Here is a 20,104-nt window from a genome sequence, read left to right as displayed (position 1 = left end):
CCAGGCGCATCATTGATGCATTCCATGATGCCACGCGGAGTCGGCACGGTCGTCGGGTTGCCGTCAGACGTTGAACCTGAACTCCACGACGTCGCCGTCGGCCATGACGTAGTCCTTGCCCTCCATGCGGACCTTGCCGGCCGCCTTGGCCGCTGCCATGGATCCGGCCTCGACGAGGTCGTCGAACGACACCACCTCGGCTTTGATGAAGCCCTTCTCGAAGTCGGTGTGGATGACCCCGGCCGCCTTGGGCGCGGTGTCGCCGCGGTGGATCGTCCAGGCGCGGGCCTCCTTCGGTCCGGCGGTCAGGTAAGTCTGCAGGTTCAGGGTGTGAAAACCCGCGCGGGCCAACGCATCCAGGCCACGCTCGGTCTGACCGATGGACTCCAGCAGCTCGGCGGCGGATTCGTCGTCCAGCTCGATCAGTTCGGACTCGATCTTGGCATCGAGGAACACCGCGTCGGCGGGGGCGACCAGCTCACGCAGCTCGGCCTGCTTGGCCTCGTCGGTGAGCACCGACTCGTCGGCGTTGAACACGTACAGGAACGGCTTGGTGGTCATCAGGTTCAGCTCGCGCAGCAGGCTGACATCGGTACCGGCCGAGAACAGGGTCTTGCCGCTGTTCAGCACGTCCTGCGCCGCGGCCGCCGCCTCGTGGACCGGACGGCGCTCCTTGTGGGTCCGGGCCTCCTTCTCCAGCCGCGGCAGCGCCTTCTCCAGGGTCTGCATGTCGGCCAGGATCAGCTCGGTCTCGATGATCTCGATGTCGGCCTTCGGGTCGACCCGCCCGTCGACGTGCACGACGTCGTCGTCGGCGAAGACGCGCACCACCTGACAGATGGCGTCGCTCTCCCGGATGTTGGCCAGGAACTTGTTGCCCAGCCCGGCGCCCTCGGACGCTCCTTTGACGATGCCGGCGATGTCGACGAACGTCACGGTCGCGGGCACGATCTTCTCCGAGCCGAAGATCTCGGCGAGCTTGTTCAGACGCGGATCGGGTAGGGCCACCACGCCTTCATTGGGTTCGATGGTCGCGAACGGATAGTTGGCAGCCAGCACGTTGTTCCGCGTCAACGCGTTGAACAACGTCGACTTCCCCACGTTCGGCAGTCCGACGATTCCCAGATTCAGGCCCACGGAGTCCACAGTCTGCCAGATGTGATCGGCTCACCACCGTCCGCTGGCGGCGTCCGGCAGGTGCAGCCGGTACGGTCGACATGTGTCAGCACAGCGCACGCGGCCGGCGGTACCGGCCGAGCACCGCTCTGCACACCCAGATATCTCGGGACTTCCCTGGTGGGGTGCAGTCGCGGTCGCGTTGATCTGTTGCGCGTTGGGTTTCGCCTTCGACGCCGGATCCGGCGGCGGAAACCTGACGAAGGTCTTCGGCTCGCTGTACGCGATCGGCTGTGTGGCAGCGGTACTGTCGGTGCGCCGGTCGGGACTGTTCACCGCCGTCGTCCAACCGCCGCTGATTCTCTTCGCCGTCGTTCCGGGCGCGTACTTCCTGATGCACAGCTCGAACATCCACGGGCTCAAGGATCTGCTGATCAACTGCGGCTATCCGCTGATCGAACGCTTCCCCCTGATGTTCTTCACCTCCGCGGCAGTGCTGTTGATCGGCGGCGCTCGTTGGTATCTCGGCCGCGCCGAGGACGCCGGGGACACCGCGGGTCAGGACGACGCAGCGCCGCGCCCCGGAGTGCTCGCGACCCTCACGGCGATGATCAATTCCCGTCTGGAGTCCAAGACGTCCAGCCCCAAGGCCGACCCGCCCCGCCGCCGCAGGACGGCCGACGGGCGCGACCCGGCCAAACCCGCCCGTGCCCGTGCGGAGCGTCCCGCCCGTCGCGCGCCGGCGGCGGGCCGGTCGCGGCAGCCGCGGCCGAGGGACGCCGATCCGGCCGAGGTCGCCCGGCCACGCCGACGCCGGCCACAACCGGCTGATGCTCAGGCCGACCGCCCACGCCGGCGGACCCGTCCGGCCGAGGAGCGTGCCCGCCGCGGTGACGTGCCGCCTCGGGACCGGGAACGGCGCCGGGCCGAGCGTGGCTACCGCGAACGTCCCGACGCAGTGGACCGGGATCGTCCGTCACGCGCGCAACGTCCCCGCCCGCCGCGCAATGACAGCTTCGACGGATACGAACTGTTCGGCGGTTACGAGCCTGCTCCGCGCTCCCGCCCGCGTCCCGACAGCGATCACCATCCCGTGTCGCGGGTGCGATATCGCGGCCGCGAGGAGGGCGACGGAGCGCCCCGGCGGCGGTCCGCACCGAACCGTGACGCCGATCGCTGGAATTACGACATCTAGCTGCGGGCCGGACGGATCTCGCGCGGCAACGCGAACACCAACGTCTCGTTGGCGGTGGTGACCGGCTGCACCGTGCCGTAGCCGTACTCGGCGAGCCGGTCCAGAACCCCGCGCACCAGGATTTCGGGCACCGATGCTCCGGAGGTGACGCCGACGGTGGTCACGCCCTCCAGCCATGCCGGGTCGATGTCGTCGGCGTAGTCGACCAGATGCGCCGCGTCCGAACCCGCGCCCAGGGCGACCTCGACCAACCGCACCGAGTTGGACGAGTTCTTGGAGCCGACCACGATCACCAGCTCGCACTCCGGGGCCATCGCCTTGACCGCGACTTGACGGTTCTGGGTGGCGTAGCAGATGTCGTCGCTGGGCGGGTCCTGCAGCGTCGGGAACTTCTCCCGCAGGCGCCGCACGGTCTCCATCGTCTCGTCGACGCTCAGCGTCGTCTGCGACAGCCACACGACCTTGTTCGGGTCGCGCACGGTGACGTTGTCGACGGCGTCGGGATTGTCGACGACCTGCACATGGTCGGGCGCCTCGCCGGCGGTACCGACAACCTCCTCGTGCCCTTCGTGGCCGACGAGCAGGATGTCGTAGTCGTCGCGGGCGAAGCGCTTGGCCTCGTTGTGCACTTTGGTCACCAACGGGCAGGTGGCGTCGATGGTCTGCAGATTGCGGGCGGCCGCCTCTTCGTGCACCCAGGGCGCGACGCCGTGGGCGGAGAACACCACGATCGCCCCTTCGGGCACCTCGTCGGTCTGCTCGACGAAGACGGCGCCGGCCTTGGCCAGGGTGTCGACGACGTAGCGGTTGTGCACGATCTCGTGCCGGACATAGACCGGGGCGCCGTGCTTCTCCAGCGCGCGCTCCACGGTCTCCACGGCGCGGTCGACGCCGGCGCAGTAACCGCGCGGCTCGGCCAGCAGAACACGTTTGCCAGCGACATCGCCGACGACCGAGCTGGCAGCACCCGGGATCCCCATGTTGACAGTGGTCGGCATGGGACCCAGGGTACTGATCCCCCGACCGATCCGCCCAGCCGTAGGCTAAGGGTCATGGCAACAGCACCGTATGGGGTCCGTCTGCTGGTAGGTGCGGCGGTGACCGCCATCGAAGAGACCCGCAAGCTTCCCCAGACCATCCTGATGTATCCGATGACCCTCGCCAGCCAGGTCGCGCACCTGGTCATGAAGATGCAGCAGGACGTCGCGGTGCTGGTGATCAAAGGCGACGAGACCCTGGAGTCGATCTTCCCGCCCAAGGACGAACAGCCCGAGTGGGCGACGTTCGACGACGACTCGGAAGACGTCGCCGGCGGGTCCGCGGGCGGCGATGTCGTCGAGTTGCCGGTGCGCGACGGGGAACGGATGACCGAGGGGCGCTACGCCCTGTTCTCCGAGGAGCCGGACAAGGCCACCACGTCCGAGGACGACGACGCCGAGCCCGCTGCCGTCGAAACCCCCGAGATCGTGTCGGAGATCGATTACGGGTCCCTGACGCTGGCCCAGCTGCGTGCACGGCTGACCTCGCTGAAGATCTCCGAGCTGGAGGACCTGCTCGCCTACGAGGAGAAGACCAAGGCGCGCGCCCCGTTCCAGACACTGCTGGCCAACAGGATCACGCGCGCGTCGGCCAAGTGAGCCTGCCGCAGGGCCAGTCGCCGGAGAACCCCTTCCCCGTGCGGGGTGTCGCCATCCGGGTCGCCGGATGGATCGACAAACTCGGGTCGGTCTGGGTGGAGGGCCAGATCGCGCAGCTGACCTTGCGTCCCAACTCCAACACCGCGTTCATCACGCTGCGTGACCCCGCGGCCGACATGTCGATGTCGTTGACCTGTCCGCGCGATCTGGTGGTCAACGCGCCGGTGAAGATGTCTGACGGCACCCAGGTGATCGTCTACGGCAAACCCAACTTCTACACCGGTCGCGGCACCTTCTCGTTGCGGGTCAGCGAGATCCGCGCCGTCGGGATCGGTGAGCTGCTGGCCCGCATCGAGCGGCTGCGCCGCCTGCTGGACGCCGAGGGTCTGTTCGACCCGCGGCTGAAGCGACCCATTCCGTTTCTCCCCCGCACCATCGGTCTGATCACGGGGCGCGCGTCGGCCGCCGAGCACGACATCATGGCCGTCGCCTCGAGTCGTTGGCCGGCCGTGCGGTTCGCGGTGCGCAACACCGTCGTGCAGGGCCCCAACGCCGTGCCGCAGATCGTCGAGGCCTTGCGCGCCCTGGACGCCGACACCGAGGTCGACGTGATCGTGCTGGCACGCGGCGGCGGCAGCGTCGAAGACCTGCTGCCGTTCAGCGACGAGACGCTGTGCCGCGAGATCTCCCGCGCCACCACCCCGGTGGTCAGCGCCATCGGTCACGAACCCGACAACCCGCTGTGCGATCTGGTCGCCGACCTACGCGCAGCGACGCCCACCGACGCGGCCAAGCGCATCGTTCCCGACGCCGCCGCCGAGCAGGCCCTGGTCGGTCAACTGCGCCAGCGCAGTGCGCGCGCCCTGCGCAACTGGGTCAACCGGGAGCAACACCTGGTCACCCAGTTGCGCAGCCGCCCGGTGCTGTCGCGGCCGCTCGCGATGATCGACACGCGTGCCGAGGAGATCCGGCGTGCGCGTGCCGCCGGCCGGCGTGACATCACCCGCATGCTGACCGCGGAGTCCGACCGGGTCGGCCATCTCGCGGCGCGCCTGACCACCCTGGGTCCGGCGGCGACGCTGGCCCGCGGCTACGCGGTGGTGCAGACCGTGCCGTCGTCCGGCCCGGCCGAGGTGTTGCGCAGTGTGACCGACGCACCACACGGGACCCGCCTGCGCATTCGCGTCGCCGACGGCGCTGTGCTGGCGGCCAGCGAAGGCCCGGCAGAGAAGGAATCATGAAGCCCATTAGTGAACTGGGATACGAAGAGGCCCGCGACGAACTGATCGCGGTGGTCGAGCGTCTGGAGCAGGGTGGCCTGGACCTGGATTCTTCGCTACAGCTGTGGGAACGCGGTGAGCAACTGGCCAAACGATGCGAGGAACACTTAGCCGGCGCTCGCGAGCGAGTCGAGCAGGCACTCGCCGGCGATGACACCGAAGGTGCTTGATCACGCAACCACCTCGGGTGCTGACTCTCGAAATTGGAACACGTTTCAGTTAGTCTTCGCCCATGACTTCGGACAAGGCTGACGCCTCGCCGACCGCCGACCTCGGTCGCGTCCTCGTGACCGGCGGGTCGGGCTTCGTCGGGGCCAATCTCGTCACCACCCTCCTGGACCGGGGTGCCCACGTGCGGTCGTTCGACCGGGCCCCCTCGCCGCTGCCGGCGCATGATCGTCTCGAGGTCGTCGTCGGCGACATCACCGACGCCGACCAGGTCGCCGCAGCCGTCGCCGACATCGACACCGTCTTCCACACCGCGGCGATCATCGACCTCATGGGTGGGACGTCAGCCACCCAGCGCGAGCGAAGCTTCGCCGTCAACGTCACCGGCACCGAGAACCTGGTGCGCGCCGCCCAGGCCGCCGGCGTCCAGCGCTTCGTCTACACCGCCTCCAACAGCGTCGTGATGGGCGGTCAACGCATCTCCGGTGGCGACGAAACCCTGCCCTACACCGACCGTTTCAACGATCTCTACACCGAGACGAAAGTCGTCGCGGAGAAGTTCGTGCTGGCCGAGAACGGGGTGGGCGGCATGCTCACCTGCTCGATCCGGCCCAGTGGCATCTGGGGCCGCGGCGACCAGACGATGTTCCGCAAGGTGTTCGAGAGCGTGCTGGCCGGCCACGTGAAGGTGCTCGTCGGCGGCAAGAACGTCAAGCTCGACAACTCCTACGTACACAACCTGATCCACGGATTCATCCTCGCCGCCGAACACCTGGTACCCGGCGGCACCGCGCCCGGGCAGGCGTACTTCATCAACGACGGCGACCCGGTCAACATGTTCGAGTTCGCGCGGCCGGTCGTCGAGGCCTGCGGTCAGCCCTGGCCCCGGCTGCGTATCCCCGGGCGGCTGGTGTGGGTCGCGATGACGGTGTGGCAGTTCCTGCACTTCCGCTTCGGCCTACCGAAGCCGCTGCTGGAACCCCTTGCGGTGGAACGGCTTTACCTCGACAACTACTTCTCGATCGCCAAAGCGCAGCGGGACCTGGGATACCGACCGCTGTACACCACCGAGCAGGCCATGCAGCAGTGCCTGCCGTACTACGTGGAGCTGTTCGAACGGATGAAAGCCGAGGGCGAGCCGGCACTCAGCGCAGCCGCGCCCGCCTCCCCACCGGGCTGACCACGCCGGGTGCCATGATCTGACGGTGCCCGAGTTCCGGTTCGCCACCCACGGCGGCGCGCGCATCCGCTACCTCGACTCCGGTGGCGACGACCGTGGCGCGCCGATCGTCTTCGTGCCCGGCTTCACCGACATCGCCGACGACTATGTCGAAATCCTTCCGGCGCTGGGCCGCCGCTGTGTGATCGTCGAGATGCGTGGACACGGCCGCAGCACGGCCGGAGAAAACCGGTACGACTCCGACGCGCTGGCCGGCGACGTCGGCGCCGTGGTCGACGAGATCACCGACGGGCCCGTCCACGTCATGAGCTTCTCGCGGGGCACCGCCTACGCGGTGATCTGGGCGCTGCAGAACTGGCAGCGCGTGCGCTCGGTGTCGATCGGCGACTACGTGCCCGAAGAGCTCATCGTGCCCGACGACGCGTTCGACAACCTGTTGAACGGACGCTGGCGCGGCACACCGGTGAGCGAGCGGCTCGACCGGCACGCCGCCGTCGCGACCTTCCGCGCGGCCCGGGCGCAGTCGTTCTGGGAGCCGTTGTCGCACTGGCAACCTCCGCTGCTGGCCGTCCGAAGCCCGAACACCCCGCTAGTCGACGACCGGGCCTGGGCGCGTTACCGCGAACTGTTCCCGAAAGCGCGCCTGGTCGAGTTCACCGACTCACCGCACGACATCTTCCGGCCCGAGCGGGGTCGTTTCCCGCAACTGGTGCGCGAACTCGTCGAGTCTTCCGACTAGTTTCACCACCCGGGCGGCACCGCGCTCAGCGACGAGCGAACACCTGGCCGACCAGGCCGGGCACGTCGGCGGCCTCGACCGGCTTGCCGAAGTAGTACCCCTGGCCGATGTCGCACCCGCTGTCACGTAGCCATTCCACCGTCGTGTGGTCCTCGACTCCCTCGGCGACCACGGTCATCCCGAGTCCGTGCGCCAAGTCGATGACGGCGCGGACCACGGTCGCGGCCCGGTCGTCACCGGTCACGGTCGCGATGAACGAGCGGTCGAGTTTGATCTCATCGATCCACAGGTCCCGAAGGTACGACAGTGCCGAGTAGCCACTGCCGAAGTCGTCGATCGCCACGCAGACCCCGTGATCGCGCAACTGCGCGAGAACGCCGGACACCAGACCGAGGTCGTGGATGACCAGATCCTCGGTGATCTCGACGGTCAACAGATCCGGCGGAAGGTTACGGACCTCGAGCGCACCGCCCAGGGCGGCCGGCAACCGCGTCTCGCGCAGAGACGGCGCGAACATGTTCACCGCGACGGGCACCTTCGTCCCGGCAGTCACCCAGCGGGCGGCGTCGTCGAGGGCCTTCTCGACCACCAACTCCGTGACCGGCCGCATCAGCCCGTGCTGCCGGACCAGCGGCATGAACGCACCCGGCTGCAGCATGCCGAGATCCGGGTGCGGCCAACGCAGCAGCGCCTCCACCCCGACGAGGCCGCCGGTGCGCAGATCGACCTTCGGTTGGTAGGCCAGGTCGAGTTCGCCGTGTTCGACGGCGCGGCGCAGCGCGGCGAGTAGCCGGACGTTGGCCGCGCCCGCATCCGTCACCCGGTCGGAGTCGCCGGACCCGGGTGTCCCGGCCGTCGAAGCGGCCATGGACGCGTCGAAAGTCCTGACCCGCGCCGAGCGCGGCCGCTTGGCCGCCTGCAATGCGACAGCGGCACGCGTCATCAGATCCTCACCGGTGACGTCGGGGTCGCCGGAGGACGCGACCGCGGCACCGACCCGGCACCGCAGCGCCAGGCGTTGGTCGTCCACGATGAACGGGTCGTCGAACATTTTGACCACCGACTGCAAGGCCTCGCGGGAGTCGTCGGCATCGCCCTCGAGAAGCAGCAGGAACTCGTCACCGCCGACCCGCCCCACGGTGTCGCCCGGCCGGAGACAGGATGCGATGCGTTGACCGGCGGCAGCCAACAACTTGTCGCCGCCGGACAGCCCCAGGTTCTCGTTGACGAACTTGAAGTCGTCCACATCGAGCATCGCCACCGTCACAGGGCGCCCCTCGCGTGACAGCAACACCAACGCATGATCAAGCCGGTCGAAGAACAACGTGCCGTTGGCAAGTCCGGTCAGCGGATCCTTCAGCGCCCGGTCGGCGGCAGCCTGCGACCAACGCCGCGTCTCCGAGGCGGCGACCCCCTGCCGGAGGCAGACCGCGATGTTCAGCAGCGGCACCACGATGCGTGGCAGACCCGTCATGATCATGATCGGCCCGATCGTGCCGACCACCAGTAACGGCACGTACGGCGCCCACAGCGCAACGGTCGACGGCACCGACACATCGGCCGGCCTGGGCGGCGGCGTACGACGACTCTCCAAGGCGGCAGCGCAGATCGCGGTGAGAGCGATAGCCCATCCGACATCGATGAGGTTGCCCGTCGCATAACTCCCGTCGGCAACCAGGTACGCGAACGCGCTGTCGGTGATCGCGGTCACCGCGAAACCCAGCACCAGCAGACGCACCATCATGCGCTGACCGGAGTCGACACGCGCCCAGACCGCCACCGCCACCGCCAGGATGGCCATGTCGGCGGCCGGATAGAACAGCGCCAGTATCAGTCCGAGGCCATCGCCACGGTAGGCGTCGTACACGCTGTTGAGCACGAGGATCCACGCGAGCAGAAAGGTGCACAGCGCCACCGTCATCGCGTCGAGCACGACCCGCCAGTCGGCGTGCCGTCGTCTGTCGGAGCTCGCCGGGGCCATCATCAGCATCGCCGGGATCGCGAGCGCGCTGAACACCATGTAGAAGAAGTCGCCCGGCGACGGGAACGGATCCACGCGGAACACGAATTCGCTGAGCAACCAGATCAGATCGGCAACGGCCCAGGCGCCCAGCGCCGCGGCCATGACCGTCCACGCCGTACGCATCCGCCCCTGCGCCGACCGCGCAGCCCAGACCCCGCACGCCGTGGCGTAGGTGGAGATGACGACGATGACCACGTCGTCGATCAAGGGGACGGCGGCGCCGGAACCACCGAAGGCCAGCAGCACCGCCAGTCCGACGGTAGCTCCGACCGGCGGCAACAGCCACGCCCACGGCGTTCGCCGAAGGCGGGCGAACCCCAGGTTGTTCACCTGACCCACCACCGCACCAGCCGATTCTCTTCGTTCGCGACGCTTCGCGGAACGCCGTCTCGGACGGCCAATCTATCGTGCGGGGCGCCGGTTCGGTTTGCTCACCCCGATGTTCTCTCATGGTTCGCAGCTCCGACCGTCCCGTTTGACTGTCGTGCCGAGGTCCAGGCGACGAAAACCACGTCACCAACGCGTTCAGGTGGTGGGATGTGACGTTGGAACACGTTCCACCCGTCGTCGAAAGGTTCACCGGATGGACAACAGTAAGGGTCGCGTCGCCGTCATCGTCGGCGGTGCGTCCGGCATCGGCTGGGCGAGCGCGCAGACGCTGGCAGCACAGGGAGTGCGCATCGTCATCGCCGATCTGCACGGCGACGCCGCGTCCGCGCGGGCCGCCGAATTGGGCGACGGTCACACCAGCGCGCCGGTCGACGTCGTCGACGAGGACTCCATCCAGCGACTGTTCGACGACGTCGGCCCGATCGACATCGCGATCAACTGCGCGGGGTTCAGCAATGTCGGCCTGATCACCGAGATGCCGGCCGCGGAGTTCCGGGCGGTCATCGACGTCTGCCTCAACGGCGCCTTCATCGTCACCAAGCACGCCGGCCGCCACCTCGGCGCCGGCGGCTCGCTGGTCCACCTCAGCTCTCTCAACGGCCGCCAACCCGCGGCCGGGATGAGCGCCTACTGCGCGGCCAAAGCCGGACTGTCGATGCTGACCCAGGTCGCCGCACTCGAGCTGGGGCCCCGCGGCATCCGCGTCAACGCGGTGGCTCCCGGGTTCGTCCACACCCCGTTGACGGCGGCGGCCGCATCCGTACCCGGCGTCGTGGAGGACTACGTCGACAACACCGCGATCGGTCGCGCGGGCACACCGCAAGACATCGCCGACGCAGTCGCCTACCTGTGTTCGCCGGCGGCGTCGTGGGTGACCGGCGAGGTCCTCGACATCAACGGCGGCGCGCACATGTTGCGCTACCCGGACATCATCGCCCACGTCAACCGGCTCATGGAGCAGGCATGAGTTTCGCGGGCAAGCACGCGTTGGTCACCGGCGCAGGTTCCGGTATCGGTGCGGCACTGTGCCGCGCGCTCGACGCAGCGGGTGCCCACGTCGTGTGCACCGACATCGACGCCGCCGCAGCCGAGCGCACCGCGGCGGCGCTGTCCGACCGGGCCCGCGCCGCAGCCCTCGACGTCACCGACGCCGCGGCGGTGCAGGCGGCGGTCGACGAGATCGTCGACCGTGCCGGGCGCATCGACCTGCTGTTCAACAACGCGGGCATCGTGTGGGGTGGCGACACCGAGTTGCTCAGCCTCGAGCAGTGGAACGCGATCATCGACATCAACCTGCGCGGTGTCGTGCACGGCGTGGCGGCCGCGTACCCGCAGATGCTGCGCCAAGGGCACGGTCACATCGTCAACACCGCCTCGATGGCCGGCCTCTCGGCGGCCGGTCAGGTCACCAGTTACGTCGCGACCAAGCACGCTGTGGTCGGGTTGTCGCTGGCGTTGCGCTCCGAGGCCGTACCCCGCGGTGTCGGGGTCCTCGTGGTCTGCCCGGCGGCCGTCGAGACTCCGATCCTGGACAAGGGCGCCGTCGGCGGGTTCGTCGGGCGCGACTACTTCCTGCAGGCACAGGGCGGGAAAGCCTATGACGCCGACCGGCTGGCCCGCGACACGCTGCGCGCGATCGAACGTAACAAGGCGGTGTTGGTCAAACCGGCTGTGGCGCACGCGCAGTGGCTGTTCTCCCGCATCGCCCCCGGTCTGATGAACCGGATGGCGATGCGGTTCGTCACGGGGCAGCGCGCCCGTCAGGGCTCCGGAGAGTCGTCACCGGTGGTCGAGTCCGGATAGGGTTACCGACGCCCGCCGCTGCAGCGGGCGGGGAGGGTCCAGTGGCCGAACAGTTCACCCCGACGCAGAAGCGTGCGCTGGCTGTCATCACGCTGATCGCGCTCGGGTTCGGCGCGTACTTCCTGCGGCGCTACGTGCTGCTGATCGCGGTCGCCGCCGTGCTGGCCTACTTGTTCTACCCGGTCTACCAACGGCTGCGCGCCAGGATGAGCGCGGGCCTGGCCGCCACGCTGACCCTGCTGGCGGCGGTCGCCACGGTGGCGCTACCGCTCACCGGCATCGTCTTCCTGGCGGTCCTGCAGATCAGCCAGATGGTGACGAGCATCGGCACCTGGGCACAGCAGACCGACTTCAACGCACTGGCCCAACGCATGCTGGACTCGGCCAACGAGCTGCTGGCACGGGTGCCGCTGGTCGAGACCACCCTGACACCGGAGTCGGTGCGCCAGGCGATCGCCCGGGTGGGTCAGAGCGCCGGGGAGATCGCGCTGGGGGTGGCGCGGGACTCCGTGGGCAGCATCGCCGCCGCGCTGACCGCCGCGATCATCTTCCTGTACGTGTTCCTGGCGCTGCTGACCAACGGCCCCAAGGTCGCCGAGCTGTTCCGCGACCTGAACCCGCTGGGCCGCGAAGTGTCCGACATCTACCTCGCCAAGGTCGGCGCGATGGTCTCGGCGACGGTCAAGGGCCAGTTCATCATCGCGTCCTGTCAGGGGGTCGCCGGCGCCGTCTCGCTGTACATCGCGGGTCTGCACGACGGGTTCTTCATGTTCGTGATCTTCCTGACCGCGCTGTCGTTCATCCCGTTGGGCGGCGGCATCGTCACCATCCCGCTGGGCATCGGGCTGGCGATCTTCGGCAACCCGGTCGGCGGGATCTTCATCGTCGCGTTCCACATCTTCGTGGTGACCAACATCGACAATGTCCTGCGGCCGTTCCTGGTGCCCAAGAGCGCTCATCTGCACCCTGCGCTGATGTTGATCGCGGTGTTCGCCGGGCTGGGGATGTTCGGGTTCTGGGGCATCGTGCTGGGGCCGGTGTTGATGATCGTCATCGTCACGACGATCAGCGTCTACCTCGCGGTGGCCAAGAACCAGCCCCTCGACGAGCTCGCGGGGACCCGCGGCGACGCCTCCGACGACGATGACGACCGCAACGTCGCGTGGTGGCTGCGAATGGTGCCGAAGCGGCTTCGGCCTACGTCGACGGCATCAACCGGGTCGTGAGGAACTCGACGACACGCTTACGTGCCTCGTAGGCGGGCTGCCCGTCGACCTCACGCACCTGATCGGTCAACACCGAGTGCGCCATCCGCTGGAAACCGCCCGGATTGCCCTTGCCGGAGTCGATCTCGATGACCTCGAACGCGTCGCCGAGGCGCTTCTTCAGCGTCGTGAACCTGGCCGCCGGCGACAGCGGGTCCTCGCTGAACCGCAACCCCATGACGCACAGCCCCTCCTCGGCGGCGCGGCGCTGGACGATCTGCAGTTCGGCCTCCGACACCCCCGGATCGCGGCGTTGCTTCGGCGTGAGCGGCAACGGCAGCGACGGCTGGCTCATCACCGGCGCCAGGACGCTCTCGTCGACCGCCGCAGCCAGCGCGAAACCACCGGTGAAACACTGCCCGATGACGCCGACTCCCTTTCCGGGCGTCGTCGCGTCGAGGTCGCGGGCCAGCGCCCGAAGGAAGTGCGCCACGGGCCGGTCGGCGTTGGTGGCGAACGCCGCGAACTCCTTGGCGACGCACCCTTTCACCAGGACGGGAATCGCGCCCGGACTCAACGCGGGCTTGCCCGCGGTTCCGAACAGCGACGGCGCCGCGACAGTGAACCCGTTGTCCACCAGGTGGTTTCCCAGGGCGAGCACACCCGGGTGCAGTCCCGGCATCTCCGGGATCAGCACCACGCCGGGGCCCTCCCCCTTGCGATAGACGTCGTAGGTCTGGCCCGCCGCGGTGAACGGCGCAACAGCCCAGCCGGTCAGGTCTGCTTCAGGGGAGGTCATGGCAATCTCCGTCCGATCGGGTCGGTGCTACAGCGGCGGCTGCGATTGCGTCGCCGCAGCCAGCGTACGGAATTCGTCGGGGTTCCCGGCGCCGGTCAGCGCCAGCTGCGCGGGTCCGGTCGGCCCGCTGATCCGCGCAGTCCACACCGGTTCGGCGGGACGGCCGTCACGCTCCCCGCCCCGGTAGACGACCCAGCGGACGCCGTCGACGTCCTCGACGCCGGTCGGCACCAGGTCGGTTCCGTAGGTCGCGATCAGCTTCTCCTCGTCGGCGTTGCTCTGGGTCACGCTCAGATACCGCCCGGTCGGGGTCAGGTAACCCACGGTGGAAGCCACCGCACGGACCTGCAGGCCGGTACCCGGGTCGGTGCGGCCGGATTCGATGCCTTTGCGGCTACCCGAATTGGACTGCCAGCCCTCGGGGACCGCCGGCAGCCGGACGGGGATGCCCAGCGCTTCGGCGTCGGCACCCAGCGCGGCCGGGGCGTCGTAGTTGGGCACCGGGCCGGGACCCGGCCCCGACGGGGCGAACGAGCACATCCCCAGCAGCCCGGCCAGCACCAGGCAGGCGACCACCAGCGGTGCCATCGACCAGAACATGTCCCTGCCGTCCTGCAGCAGACGGGACTTCGGGGGGCGTGGGCCGGGGACCCCCGCACCCGTGTGGCCCGGCTCGGGCGACGTCGTCATGGTTGCCAGTATCCCAGCTCCCTGAGATCAACCCGTTAATGGGAGAATCTGGCGCATGACGCCATCAAGACGTGAAGCGCCGGATCGCAACCTCGCCCTGGAACTGGTACGGGTCACCGAGGCAGGCGCCATGGCCGCAGGCCGCTGGGTGGGACGCGGCGACAAGGAGGGCGGCGACGGCGCCGCCGTCGACGCGATGCGTGAGCTCGTCAACTCGGTGTCGATGCGCGGTGTCGTGGTCATCGGCGAGGGCGAGAAGGACAACGCGCCGATGCTCTACAACGGTGAAGAGGTCGGCAACGGCGACGGCCCCGAGTGCGACTTCGCCGTCGACCCGGTCGACGGCACCACGCTGATGAGCAAGGGCATGCCGAACGCGATCTCGGTGCTCGCGGTGGCCGAGCGAGGCGCGATGTTCGACCCGTCTGCGGTGTTCTACATGAACAAGATCGCCGGCGGCCCCGACGTCGCCGACTTCATCGACATCACCTCCCCGATCGCGGCGAACATCCAGCGCATCGCCAAGGTCCGCAAGGCGTCGGTCTCCGACGTCACGGTGTGCATCCTCGACCGTCCCCGCCACGCCAAGCTGATGGCCGACGTCCGCGAGGCCGGCGCCCGGATCCGTCTGATCTCCGACGGCGACGTCGCCGGCGCCATCTCGGCCTGCCGTCCCGAATCCGGCACCGACCTGCTCGTCGGCATCGGCGGCACCCCGGAGGGCATCATCGCCGCCGCGGCCATCCGCTGCATGGGCGGCGAGATCCAGGCCACCCTGGCGCCCACCGACGACGAGGAACGGCAGCGCGCCATCGACCGCGGCTATGACCTCGACAAGGTGCTCACCACCAAGGACCTCGTCGCCGGGGAGAACGTGTTCTTCTGCGCCACCGGTGTCACCGACGGCGACCTGCTCAAGGGCGTGCGGTTCTTCGGTGGCGGCTGCACCACCCAGTCGATCGTGATGCGGTCGAAATCCGGCACCGTCCGGATGATCGAGGCCTACCACCGGCTGTCCAAGCTCAACGAGTACTCGGCGGTCAATTTCACCGGCGACAAGTCCGCCGCCTACCCCTTGCCCTAAATCCATCCCCAACGAGACGAACAGGGAGCCACATGGCCGACGAAGATGTCGAATACCGGATCGAGCACGACACCATGGGTGAAGTGCGGGTCCCCAAGGACGCGTTGTGGCGCGCTCAGACCCAACGAGCGGTGGAAAACTTCCCGATCTCGTTCCGCCCGCTGGAACGCACCCAGATCCGTGCGCTCGGTCTGCTCAAAGGCGCCTGCGCACAGGTGAACAAGGATCTCGGACTGCTCGACGCCGAGAAGGCCGACGCGATCATCGCTGCAGCCGCCGAGATCGCCGACGGTCGCCACGACGACCAGTTCCCGATCGACGTGTTCCAGACCGGTTCGGGCACCAGCTCGAACATGAACACCAACGAGGTCATCGCCTCGATCGCCGCAGCCAACGGCGTCACGGTGCACCCGAACGACCACGTGAACATGTCGCAGAGCTCCAACGACACGTTCCCCACCGCCACCCACATCGCGGCCACCGAAGCCGCGGTGCGCCAGCTGATTCCGGCGCTGGAGGTGCTGCACGAGTCGCTGGCGGCCAAGGCCCGGCAGTGGCGCACCGTCGTCAAGTCCGGCCGCACGCACCTGATGGACGCGGTGCCGGTGACGCTGGGCCAGGAGTTCGGCGGCTACGCCCGTCAGATCGAGGCCGGCATCGAGCGCGTGCGTGCGTGCCTGCCCCGCCTCGGTGAGCTGGCCATCGGCGGCACCGCCGTGGGCACCGGCCTCAACGCCCCGGACGGCTTCGGCCCCAAGGTGGTCGAGGTGCTCGTCGAGCAGACCGGTATCGCCGAATTGCGGCCTGCCGTCGACTCGTTCGAGGCCCAGGCCAACCGCGACGCTCTGGTCGAGGCCTCCGGCGCCCTGAAGACGATCGCGGTGTCGCTGACCAAGATCGCCAACGACATCCGCTGGATGGGCTCGGGCCCGCTGACCGGTCTGGCCGAGTTGCAGCTGCCCGACCTGCAGCCCGGCAGCTCGATCATGCCCGGCAAGGTCAACCCGGTGATCCCGGAGGCCGTCACCCAGGTGGCCGCGCAGGTGATCGGCAACGACGCCGCCGTCGCCGTCGGCGGTCTCTCGGGTGCGTTCGAGCTCAACGTGTACATCCCGATGATGGCGCGCAACGTGCTGGAGTCCTTCACGTTGCTGGCCAACTCGTCGAAGTTGTTCGCGGCCAAGTGCATCGACGGACTGATCGCCAACGAGGACCGGCTGCGCGAGCTGGCCGAGTCGTCGCCGTCGATCGTGACACCGTTGAACTCGGCCATCGGCTACGAGGAGGCCGCCAAGGTGGCCAAGCAGGCGCTGGCGGAGAAGAAGACGATCCGGCAGACGGTCATCGACCGCGGCCTGATCGGCGACAAGCTGTCCGAGGAGGAGCTCGACAAGCGCCTCGACGTGCTCGCGATGGCGAAGGTCCGCGACTCCGAGTAAATCTCTCGCGAATCGGGCGCGGTAGGCACGCTGGACGTGCTTACCGCGCCCGATCTGCGTCTCATGGTGCGCCGCCGTACAGGCTGCCCGGCGCGGGTGCGTCCAGCACGTCGCTGACGGTGACCAGGTGGTAGCCCTGGGCCTTCAGTCGGGGGATGACCTCAGCCATCAGGTCGACCGTCGCGCCCAATGTGTCGTGCAGCAGCACCACCGCGTTCGGCCGCACCTCGCGCATCAGCGCGTCACGGGTGGTTGCGGCGTCGTTGATCCAGTCGTAGGGCACCACGTCCCAGTTGATCACCGCCAAGCCCTGCCGTCCGGCCTCGGCGAGCACCTCGTCGTCGATATGCCCGCCGCCGGTTCGGGCCAGCGTCGGACGTTGACCGCTGGCGGTTTCGATGGCGGAGGTGGCGCGGTGGAACTGGGTTGAGATGTCCTGCGGCGCAAGCGTGGTCATGTCCGGATGGGACCAGGTGTGGTTGCCGATCTCCATGCCCGCGTCAGCGATGCGCCGAGCCGCCGCGGGGTCGGCGGCGACCCTGTCGCCGATCAAGAAGAACGTCGCCCGCGCGTCGTGGGCACGCAGCATCTGCAGCAGCTGGTCGGTGTGCGGGCCGGGCCCGTCGTCGAACGTCAGCGCCACACACTTGACCGCCGCGCAGTCGACGGGCGTGGCGACCGCCGGTGGGGCGGCGGCCACCAGCAGCGCCGCCACCACCGCGATCACCCAACGAGCCCCCCACACCTCAGTTGTCACAGATGTCCACGTTGTGCAGAGAAAGTCCGGGTGACCCTCTGCGATAGGTCATTATCTGTGACTTCTGATGCGCGAGTGACCGATTCACCGTCAGGGCAGGGCTCCCGGGCTGATCTCCTCGAGCATCTCGGTCACCAGCGCCGCGATCGGCGAGCGCTCGCTGCGCAACAACGTGATGTGCGCGAACAGCGGGTGACCCTTGAGCTTCTCGATCACCGCGGCCACACCGTCGTGGCGGCCGACCCGCAGGTTGTCACGCTGCGCGACGTCGTGAGTCAGCACCACCCGGGAACCCGAGCCCAGCCGCGAGAGCACCGTGAGCAGCACGTTGCGCTCCAACGACTGGGCCTCGTCGACGATGACGAACGAGTCGTGCAGCGACCGGCCCCGGATGTGGGTCAGCGGCAGCACCTCCAGCATGCCGCGCGAGAGCACCTCGTCGAGCACCGCCGGACTGGCCAGCCCTTCGAGGGTGTCGAACACCGCTTGGGCCCAGGGACCCATCTTGTCGCTCTCGCTGCCCGGCAGGTAACCGAGATCCTGCCCGCCCACCGCGTAGAGCGGCCGGAACACCACGACCTTGCGCTGGGTACGTCGTTCCAGCACGGCCTCCAGACCCGCGCACAGCGCCAGCGCCGACTTGCCGGTTCCCGCCTTACCGCCGAGGGAGACGATCCCGACCGACTCGTCGAGCAGCAGATCGAGGGCGACGCGTTGTTCGGCGGACCTTCCCCGGAGGCCGAACACCTCGCGATCACCACGGACCAGCTGCACCATCTTGTCGGCATTGACGCGGCCCAGCGCGTGAGAACTGGTGCCCAGCAACCGGACTCCGGTATGGCACGGCAGGTCCCGCGCCGCCTCGAGGTCGATCTGACCGTCGGCGAACAGCGCGTCGACGTCCTCGCCCGCCACCTCCAGTTCGGCCATCCCCGTCCATCCGGAGGTGACGACGTCCTGGGCGTGGTACTCGTCGGCGGGCAGTCCCACCGCACCGGCCTTCACCCGCAGCGGGATGTCCTTGCTGACCAGCGTCACCCGTTTGCCCTCGGCGGCCAGGTTGGCCGCACACGTCAGGATGCGGGCATCGTTGGTCTCGGTGCGAAAGCCCGCCGGCAGCACCGACGGGTCGCTGTGGTTCAGTTCGACCTGCAGCGTACCGCCTTCTGCGCCAACGGGAATGGGCAGATCCAGCCGTCCGTGTTCCAACCGGAGATCGTCGAACATGCGCAGCGCCTGTCGAGCGAACCAACCCAATTCGTGGTGGTGGCGTTTGGCTTCCAACTCGCTGATGACGACGAGCGGAACCACCACCTCGTGCTCGGCGAACCTGGTGATGGCCCAGGGATCGGACAACAACACCGACGTGTCCAGCACGTAGGTTCTGATGGGCGAATCAGTCACGTAGCACTCCTCGAGGCTGCGCGAGTTCCTGCGGCCCCACACGAACTTCTCGGTGGATACACACGCGGTCTCAGGACCGGGGCCGGCCCTCTCAATCGGGACCGCCCGGACAGCAGAGCAAATCGCTAGCCATCGGAATCGACGCTACTCCCGCGCGCGCACGCGCAATGTAGGCGCGCCGAAACTCCGACTGCCGGGTGCGTTAAGAGCTGGTGAACTGTTTCAGGGCGGGCTCGTCCGCCACACCCCAGTCCGCGATGCGATCGGCGATCACGGCACGCAGATGGTCGCGATCGAAGATGCCGGCCGCGGCCACGTTGGCCACCTTGTCCTGGTAGGCGTCGATGTCGCCGCCGATGACGCCGAGCTCGGCGGCACGCTTGGCGATCGCCTCGATGGTCTCGTCACGGTGGGTGGTCAGGCAGTAGGCGATCAGGTTCGCGAAGAACTCCTCGTGCCGTTCCTCGTCGCGGGCGATGCGGCCCACCAGCGATGCCAGCACCGGCTCGGAGATCTGCGCCTGCAGGTTGCGGCAGAACACGGCGTGCGCGCGCTCCCAGAACGCCATGAACACCAGGGTCTCGAACTGACTGTAGGTGTCGGCGCGATAGCCCTTCATGACGTGCTCGACGCGGACGTCCTCGTTGGCGCTGGGGTCGACCTCGCGCGTGACCACCAGGTAGTTGCGCAGCGCGACGGCGTGCAGATGCTCCTCGGCGGTCCAGCGGCCCAGCCAGCGACCCCACTTGTCTTCGAGGATGAAGTGCTCGACGAGTTCGCGGTGGTACCCGGCGAGGTTGTCCTTGGTGATCAGCAGGATCTCGAGCGCGTCGGTGACGTGCTTCGGCAGAGTGACCTGCGACGGATCCCAGTCGCGACCGCCGAGGAACGCGAAGTTCTCGCCTTGGTCGAAAGGCACGTAATCGTGAGCGAACCACGGGTCCTCGGTGTCGAGGTGGCGCCGCAGCTCGACATTGACGACCGGCTCCAGTTCGAGCGTCAGCGCATTAGCGACAGGTTTCTGTGCCATGCGGTTACACTAACTCAACTCTGTGGGAACCGTAAAATTCCGGCCCCGCGACACACCCCCGAAATTGCATTCCACGCGCGTCAAATGGCGGCGGATTCATACGGTGAGTGCAACATCCATTGATCTGGGGAGTTGCTATGCCGTCAGGAGTGCCGGTGCCGCTGT

General features: G+C 68.3%; 19 protein-coding genes. 11 read left to right on the top strand and 8 right to left on the bottom strand.

The genetic code is table 11. The features are described 5' to 3' along the window. Window positions 1–63: 63 nt before the first annotated feature. Window positions 64–1,137 carry a redox-regulated ATPase YchF gene (gene ychF, locus ACAG25_RS20145; protein ID WP_370490250.1) on the bottom strand — a complete coding sequence of 358 codons (1,074 nt, stop codon included), beginning with the start codon at window positions 1,135–1,137 and terminating at the stop codon, window positions 64–66. A gap of 82 nt (window positions 1,138–1,219) precedes the next feature. On the opposite strand from ychF, the gene ACAG25_RS20140 reads away from it, so the two are divergent. After that, entirely contained in the window at window positions 1,220–2,311 is a 1,092-nt protein-coding gene (locus ACAG25_RS20140) for a DUF6542 domain-containing protein (protein WP_370490249.1), read from the top strand. On the opposite strand, the gene ACAG25_RS20135 is transcribed toward ACAG25_RS20140, so the two are convergent. Then, the gene (locus tag ACAG25_RS20135; protein WP_370490248.1) at window positions 2,308–3,309 is read right to left on the bottom strand and encodes a 4-hydroxy-3-methylbut-2-enyl diphosphate reductase; all 1,002 of its coding nucleotides are present in this window, start codon (window positions 3,307–3,309) and stop codon (window positions 2,308–2,310) included. The genes ACAG25_RS20140 and ACAG25_RS20135 overlap by 4 nt on opposite strands. 54 nt (window positions 3,310–3,363) lie before the next feature. Between ACAG25_RS20135 and ACAG25_RS20130 the strand changes: the two genes are divergently transcribed. The 5 genes from ACAG25_RS20130 to ACAG25_RS20110 all read left to right on the top strand — a co-directional run bounded on the left by ACAG25_RS20130 (window position 3,364) and on the right by ACAG25_RS20110 (window position 7,315). Next, the gene (locus tag ACAG25_RS20130; RefSeq protein ID WP_370490247.1) at window positions 3,364–3,948 is read left to right on the top strand and encodes a lipid droplet-associated protein; all 585 of its coding nucleotides are present in this window, start codon (window positions 3,364–3,366) and stop codon (window positions 3,946–3,948) included. A gap of 2 nt (window positions 3,949–3,950) precedes the next feature. Next, window positions 3,951–5,189 carry an exodeoxyribonuclease VII large subunit gene (xseA, locus tag ACAG25_RS20125; protein WP_370490334.1) on the top strand — a complete coding sequence of 413 codons (1,239 nt, stop codon included), beginning with the start codon at window positions 3,951–3,953 and terminating at the stop codon, window positions 5,187–5,189. Further along, complete coding sequence (locus ACAG25_RS20120; protein ID WP_370490246.1) at window positions 5,186–5,398, top strand: exodeoxyribonuclease VII small subunit; 213 nt, start codon at window positions 5,186–5,188, stop codon at window positions 5,396–5,398. Before xseA ends, ACAG25_RS20120 begins: the two co-directional genes overlap by 4 nt. A gap of 62 nt (window positions 5,399–5,460) precedes the next feature. Beyond that, on the top strand, window positions 5,461–6,576 hold the full coding sequence (locus ACAG25_RS20115; RefSeq protein WP_370490245.1) for an NAD-dependent epimerase/dehydratase family protein: 1,116 nt from the start codon (window positions 5,461–5,463) through the stop codon (window positions 6,574–6,576). Between the two features lie 25 nt (window positions 6,577–6,601). Beyond that, window positions 6,602–7,315 carry an alpha/beta fold hydrolase gene (locus ACAG25_RS20110; RefSeq protein WP_370490244.1) on the top strand — a complete coding sequence of 238 codons (714 nt, stop codon included), beginning with the start codon at window positions 6,602–6,604 and terminating at the stop codon, window positions 7,313–7,315. 25 nt (window positions 7,316–7,340) lie between these two features. Here the strand turns inward: ACAG25_RS20110 and ACAG25_RS20105 are convergent, their stop codons facing one another. Then, window positions 7,341–9,668 carry a putative bifunctional diguanylate cyclase/phosphodiesterase gene (locus ACAG25_RS20105; protein ID WP_370490243.1) on the bottom strand — a complete coding sequence of 776 codons (2,328 nt, stop codon included), beginning with the start codon at window positions 9,666–9,668 and terminating at the stop codon, window positions 7,341–7,343. Window positions 9,669–9,921: 253 nt separating this feature from the next. Here ACAG25_RS20105 and ACAG25_RS20100 point away from each other — a divergent pair, with 253 nt between their 5' ends. Genes ACAG25_RS20100 through ACAG25_RS20090 form a run of 3 tightly spaced genes read left to right on the top strand, consistent with a single transcriptional unit; the run spans window position 9,922 to window position 12,757 of the window. Beyond that, window positions 9,922–10,695 (top strand): SDR family NAD(P)-dependent oxidoreductase, encoded by a 774-nt coding sequence (locus ACAG25_RS20100; RefSeq protein ID WP_370490242.1) that lies wholly within the window; start codon window positions 9,922–9,924, stop codon window positions 10,693–10,695. Continuing rightward, complete coding sequence (locus ACAG25_RS20095; protein WP_370490241.1) at window positions 10,692–11,531, top strand: SDR family NAD(P)-dependent oxidoreductase; 840 nt, start codon at window positions 10,692–10,694, stop codon at window positions 11,529–11,531. Before ACAG25_RS20100 ends, ACAG25_RS20095 begins: the two co-directional genes overlap by 4 nt. A gap of 41 nt (window positions 11,532–11,572) precedes the next feature. Then, window positions 11,573–12,757, top strand: coding sequence for an AI-2E family transporter (locus ACAG25_RS20090; RefSeq protein ID WP_370490240.1), 1,185 nt, complete (start codon window positions 11,573–11,575; stop codon window positions 12,755–12,757). Here ACAG25_RS20090 and ACAG25_RS20085 read toward each other — a convergent pair. Continuing rightward, complete coding sequence (locus ACAG25_RS20085; RefSeq protein WP_370490239.1) at window positions 12,729–13,535, bottom strand: dienelactone hydrolase family protein; 807 nt, start codon at window positions 13,533–13,535, stop codon at window positions 12,729–12,731. The two genes, ACAG25_RS20090 and ACAG25_RS20085, sit on opposite strands and share 29 nt — an antisense overlap. Before the next feature lie 27 nt (window positions 13,536–13,562). Continuing rightward, window positions 13,563–14,225, bottom strand: a complete 663-nt coding sequence (locus tag ACAG25_RS20080) for a DUF4245 domain-containing protein (RefSeq protein WP_370490238.1) — start codon at window positions 14,223–14,225, stop codon at window positions 13,563–13,565. 55 nt (window positions 14,226–14,280) lie between these two features. Between ACAG25_RS20080 and glpX the strand changes: the two genes are divergently transcribed. Further along, window positions 14,281–15,309, top strand: a complete 1,029-nt coding sequence (gene glpX / locus ACAG25_RS20075; RefSeq protein ID WP_370490237.1) for a class II fructose-bisphosphatase — start codon at window positions 14,281–14,283, stop codon at window positions 15,307–15,309. Between the two features lie 32 nt (window positions 15,310–15,341). Further along, entirely contained in the window at window positions 15,342–16,748 is a 1,407-nt protein-coding gene (locus tag ACAG25_RS20070; protein WP_370490236.1) for a class II fumarate hydratase, read from the top strand. 61 nt (window positions 16,749–16,809) lie between these two features. Here the strand turns inward: ACAG25_RS20070 and ACAG25_RS20065 are convergent, their stop codons facing one another. From ACAG25_RS20065 to ACAG25_RS20055, 3 genes are all read right to left on the bottom strand, one after another. Then, a complete protein-coding gene (locus ACAG25_RS20065) occupies window positions 16,810–17,505 on the bottom strand; it encodes a polysaccharide deacetylase family protein (RefSeq protein WP_370490235.1) in 696 nt (231 codons plus the stop codon). A 90-nt stretch (window positions 17,506–17,595) separates the two neighbouring features. Further along, on the bottom strand, window positions 17,596–18,909 hold the full coding sequence (locus tag ACAG25_RS20060; protein WP_370490234.1) for a PhoH family protein: 1,314 nt from the start codon (window positions 18,907–18,909) through the stop codon (window positions 17,596–17,598). A gap of 202 nt (window positions 18,910–19,111) precedes the next feature. Continuing rightward, window positions 19,112–19,939, bottom strand: coding sequence for an acyl-ACP desaturase (locus tag ACAG25_RS20055; RefSeq protein ID WP_370490233.1), 828 nt, complete (start codon window positions 19,937–19,939; stop codon window positions 19,112–19,114). Window positions 19,940–20,104 lie beyond the last annotated feature (165 nt).

Source organism: Mycobacterium sp. pV006 (genome assembly GCF_041287115.1).
GTDB lineage: Bacteria > Actinomycetota > Actinomycetes > Mycobacteriales > Mycobacteriaceae > Mycobacterium.
Note: the sequence above shows the minus strand (reverse complement) of the source record. Positions and strands in the feature narration are given on the sequence as shown.